The sequence below is a fragment of the Blautia sp. ZXY-1-B12 genome, from assembly GCF_056339915.1.
The window spans coordinates 1-4,646 of sequence record NZ_JBWJVP010000151.1; the positions used below are offsets into that span (position 1 = coordinate 1).

Annotated in this window: 7 protein-coding genes and 1 pseudogene; all 8 read right to left on the minus strand. The window is 41.7% G+C overall.

Annotation, left to right across the window (positions count from 1 at the left end; all coding sequences use genetic code 11):
• Nucleotides 1-273 precede the first annotated feature (273 nt).
• Entirely contained in the window at nt 274-798 is a 525-nt protein-coding gene (locus tag AC075L_RS07915; RefSeq protein WP_055199793.1) for a hypothetical protein, read from the minus strand.
• Nucleotides 799-856: 58 nt separating this feature from the next.
• The gene (locus tag AC075L_RS07920; RefSeq protein ID WP_055199794.1) at nt 857-1,756 is read right to left on the minus strand and encodes a hypothetical protein; all 900 of its coding nucleotides are present in this window, start codon (nt 1,754-1,756) and stop codon (nt 857-859) included.
• Nucleotides 1,757-1,844: 88 nt separating this feature from the next.
• Nucleotides 1,845-2,129 (minus strand): helix-turn-helix transcriptional regulator, encoded by a 285-nt coding sequence (locus AC075L_RS07925; protein ID WP_443651010.1) that lies wholly within the window; start codon nt 2,127-2,129, stop codon nt 1,845-1,847.
• A 28-nt stretch (nt 2,130-2,157) separates the two neighbouring features.
• Nucleotides 2,158-2,472 carry a response regulator transcription factor gene (locus tag AC075L_RS07930; protein ID WP_476387498.1) on the minus strand — a complete coding sequence of 105 codons (315 nt, stop codon included), beginning with the start codon at nt 2,470-2,472 and terminating at the stop codon, nt 2,158-2,160.
• Nucleotides 2,420-2,908 (minus strand): sensor histidine kinase, encoded by a 489-nt coding sequence (locus AC075L_RS07935; RefSeq protein WP_476387499.1) that lies wholly within the window; start codon nt 2,906-2,908, stop codon nt 2,420-2,422. The genes AC075L_RS07930 and AC075L_RS07935 overlap by 53 nt, the downstream gene beginning before the upstream one ends.
• 1 nt (nt 2,909) lies before the next feature.
• On the minus strand, nt 2,910-3,806 hold the full coding sequence (locus tag AC075L_RS07940) for a hypothetical protein (RefSeq protein WP_476387500.1): 897 nt from the start codon (nt 3,804-3,806) through the stop codon (nt 2,910-2,912).
• Nucleotides 3,761-4,294: a hypothetical protein gene (locus AC075L_RS07945; protein WP_476387501.1), complete on the minus strand. Its 534-nt coding sequence runs from the start codon at nt 4,292-4,294 to the stop codon at nt 3,761-3,763. The genes AC075L_RS07940 and AC075L_RS07945 overlap by 46 nt, the downstream gene beginning before the upstream one ends.
• Before the next feature lie 37 nt (nt 4,295-4,331).
• Nucleotides 4,332-4,646 (minus strand): annotated as a pseudogene (locus AC075L_RS07950) (hypothetical protein); the annotation flags it as partial.

Sequence of the window (4,646 nt, forward strand, 5' to 3'; positions counted from 1 at the left end):
AACACATCCAAAGCCAATAATTACTGGCCATATAAAATAAACATTTCCGGTAATCAGATGACCATCCTGTATGAAATGAATAATAATGATGATTCATCAGAAAAAACTCATAAAATAGTTTTTAATATAAAAAATGGTAAAATACTGAAGTATTCCTAGATTACAGCTCATAAAAATAGCGGCAACACTGCCGCTATTTTTGATTGAGCACATCTGTTTCTTTTATTCTCCTTTTTTATGAACACTTCTGATAATCCTCTCTCAGTACTTGTATCATGAGTTAAGACGCTGTCCGCAATATTCACAATTGCTCAGACGTCCTTTTATTACCTGATTCTTTGCACCGCAGCTGGTACAGGTAACTGTAATATAAATCTTTTCATTTACACGTCTGTTTGGTGCAGTAATCATAATATAATTTCCTTCTCTGTCTATCTGGATATTCCGGATATATCCCCTGGCAATAAATTTTTCCAGTTTTTTTACTGCGCCTTTTCCCAGTTCCTGCTCAAGTTTCTCAAATGAGACCGTATTCTGGGCATAAGATTCAAACCAGCAGGCAATTTCCCTGGCTTTTTTCTTCCGTAATGCTTTCTGAACTTCCCTGAAAGTCGGATATAAAAATAACAGACAGAGCAGGATCTCTGTTGCTGCCATTCCCCAGCGTCCTTCACCAATATACTTCTCCGATGCACCAATAGCTCCCAGGGATAAAAGTATGCAGAAGCCACAAAGAACCCACTTCAGTTTTCCCAACACCCCTGCTTTTTTATTTTTTTCTGTCAAAAAATCATTCATGTCTGTTTCCTCTTTCTCTGATTAATCAAAATTCTATAATATATTGGTGAAGCTTCTGTCAGCCTGCCCCCAGCAGAAGCCATGCATCACCTGACGGATCATAATAATAAACCACATTGTCTCCTACTGCATAATAATGTTCTTTTGTAAAATGATCCTCATGATCCGTTCCCAGAACAAATACCGGACAATTTCTTCCTTCAATGTACTCCTCAGTGCCTGTATACCACAGAGACATCCCAAGACCAAGGTAATAGCTGACTTCATCTGTCTCAGAAAGCTGTTCTCTGGCAATCTTTATATTCAATGCTGAATCATGCTCCGGATTACACTCTTGGTCGTACTCTGACTCATACACGGGATTATATTCCGGATCATACTCATCCCAATTATAATATATGGAGAAATCATAGCAGTGGGTTTCTGCTGCAAGATGTCCATCCTTTAACGACACCATAGGATGGTATTGTATACTCATATTCTGCTTCTGTACAGAAACCATCACATTGGAATGAATCTCACTCACATTGCAGCGCAGGATAATGATTTCATTCTCCTTCCCTGTATAATATGGGGCGTTCAGATCATCCAGATATTCCCCTTCTTCCGTAGGCTGAGCCGGATAAACGCTGACCCTGCAATCATCCCCCGGGACAATGGCATAAATTTCATATCCCCCTGCATCAACCACTGTTCCATCCTGTAAAAAAGGATACGCAGCTGCCACTTCTCCCTGTCTGGTATATTCAAGTATCTCTGCTGCCTCTGCACCTTCATAGGTATATCCCAGAAATGCCATTCCGGCCTGACATTCATTTTCCCTGATAATGTCCTGCAGAATTGCCAGATTCTCATCTGCCCCAGGTGCTCTGGCAGATACTTCTCTCATACCTCCGCCATGAATACCAACAGAAAACAGTACCGCACAAACACATACAGCAACCGAATATTTTTTCATACTCTCATCTCCCTTCTTGTCAAACAGACATTTGCACTCCGCTTCGCTTTCTGCTCATAACAGAATAACTTCGCAGTTTATCAGATTTCTATTTTAATGTAGTTACGATCAGTTTACTTTCCAGTGCAGCCGCTATCAAATCTTCTTTACAGCTGTATCCTGCCCTGGCGATCATTTCCTGAAAATTCCATCTCACCCCGGAGGTAGAGCATTTCATTTCCCGCGCAATCTCTGAATATGACATTCCACGAATATACAGGCGGAGCATCTCCAGCTGTCTGGGACTGATATCACCGCTTGTGATCCAGTTAAGCTCCACCTTCGGCGTCATATCCGGAAATACATGCTCACCATTTAAGGTTCTGTGGATCACACTCCGTATTTCCTCTTCCCCGTGATCCTTATACCAGAGACTGTCTGCGCATCCACTTTTTGCCCTCTCCAGCACCTTGGGATTGATCAGGGAAGTAACGATCAATACCTTTGTATATGGATACTTTTCCCTGATTTCTTTTCACAGCACTGAGCCCATCATGATTATGAAACGTCTGCACATCCATAATCACAAGATCAATTGCCGAATAATCACAGATTTTTACAGCTTCACGTGCATCTGAAACCGTCTGGATATGTCGGAATTCCGGCTCCTGCATAATAATATATTCAAAATACTTCTGCATGATCTTCTGATCTTCTACTATCAGTATCCGTACCATCGAATCCCATCCTTTCTGTCAGTGGCATTTTCAATATCAGACAAAACTCAGGGGAAAAAGAAACCTGCATCCTGCATTTTCCTGATTCAGCTGCCTTTCTCAGTGCAGATAAACCACCGCCTTCTTCCGCATTTTTGTCAGGCACCTCTCCATCATTGGTAATCTGAACAGTATATTCATCTGCATTTTTGTCTATCTTCACCCAAACAGTACTGCCATGGGCATGTCTGGCACAGTTTGTCACACATTCACGGATTGCCCTGTCTGTCAGCAGCCTGTAAGATGGATGCATGGGAAAGTTCCCACTGATCTGAACTGAAATTCCAAGCTCTTCTGCATGTCTGATCGTATCCTCATATACTTCTTCCATACTCTCAACAGCAGAACCGGTAAGAATATAAACCAGATGTTTCAATACAGACAATTGTTTATCCATTTTATCCGGATACTTCTTTTCTTTCCAGTATTCTGCGTATTGACAGAAGGCTTCGTCCAAAATTGTCATGAACCTGCATTTTCATGACAAGCGTCTCCTGCTCTCTGATTTTATCTCCGATTTTTTCGTACATTTCCTCTAGCTTATGATTCAGGATTTCCAGCTTTTCATTGTTTGCCCTGATCTTTTCACCATTGTAATAAATTTCTGATACATTAACTGCCACTGTCTGCAGATATCCTGCACAATCCGGCTCCTGCAGACCATATTCCTGAAACATCCAGACAGAACCATCAGGAAAATAAAACACATTGCTGTCTTTGCTCAATCTGCAAAGACCTTCCGATTCAGGTTCCCCACTCATTGCTTTCCTTAATGCTTCATAATCCTGCAGATAAGAACCAGTCATGATTCTGCTCAGTTCCTGCATCTTGGTATTACACAAAACAATCCTTCCAAGAGGATCCGAAAAACAGACTCCACAGGGAACGTCATTCACAGCCTCATTCACAGACCAGTAAGACAGAGAATGATGATATCTGCGTCTCTCGCTCCGGATTGCCCAGCAAAGATAAAGCAATAATCCTATAACCACCGTCATTAAAACGCTGAACGGATACCCCTGAAGCATTGGCTGATAGAAACTTTCTCCCAGACAATATCTGTGATCATTCATCAGAACGCCCATAAACATAAAAGAAACAGCAAAGACAGCCACTGCCGTTACGATTTTCTTTTTTCCGGAAAAACAGGTGATTCTTACCAACAGGAGAATTAGTTCCAAAACCAGGCAGATTTCAAAAAGAATCATCAGAAAATCCTGCATTGCCATACCGCATTCCACAAAATCGATCATCTTCCACCTATCTTTCTGAAGACGATACAACTGATAAACCATTCGTTTTCATCTTCCTGCTGCACTTTTAATTCCGGTCTTTCTGACATGACTCCACGCAGATCCACCTCTGATACAATATGAACTGAAATCCGCAGCGCATCATCAATCTGCGACACACGGTAAAAAACAGACTGCATGATATCAAGCAATCGTTCCACAAGCCATTCAAAGGTGTCATAGCATTTTAGTATATCATCTGCATTCATCTGCACATCCACATTTTCCACGTAGTAAGCAGCCCGGATCCTGCATAATTTTAAGCTGTCACAGGATTCCGCCAGGCTTTGTCTGAGATCTTCCATTGTAAGCAGATTTCCATCTGATGCATATTGTGTCAGCACCAGATTCTTTCTCCGCTTCAAATACGTACCAACAACTACAATTTTACCGAGAATCCGATCATATTGTTCCCTTGATTCTGTCCGTTCCAGCTCATCCATAAACTGTGACAGCAATTCCAGCTGACCTGCTGTCTGATTCTGTATCATATTTAACAGACGGTTCTGTTCTTCTGTCTTTCTCCGCTCAGCCTCTTTCTGATAAGCTTTCTGTAACAGACGGTTTACTGGCAGTCAGTTCCTCCTGCTGTTCCCGAATATCCTGATACTGATCCAGCAGTACCGAAATATCCTCTGACCAAAACAAATGTCCTCCCCTTATAGGGATATGGTTGATCCGGATTCCCTGTTCCTGTACGGATGATCTGTCTATTATGATTTTACGCAGTTCAGGCGACAACTCAGGAAAGTCACCGGAATGATAATAGCGCTGAAAAGAATGATCCGTAATCTCTGCATCCAGTCCTCCGGAAGTCTGGAATAATTCAAAATATCGATTATT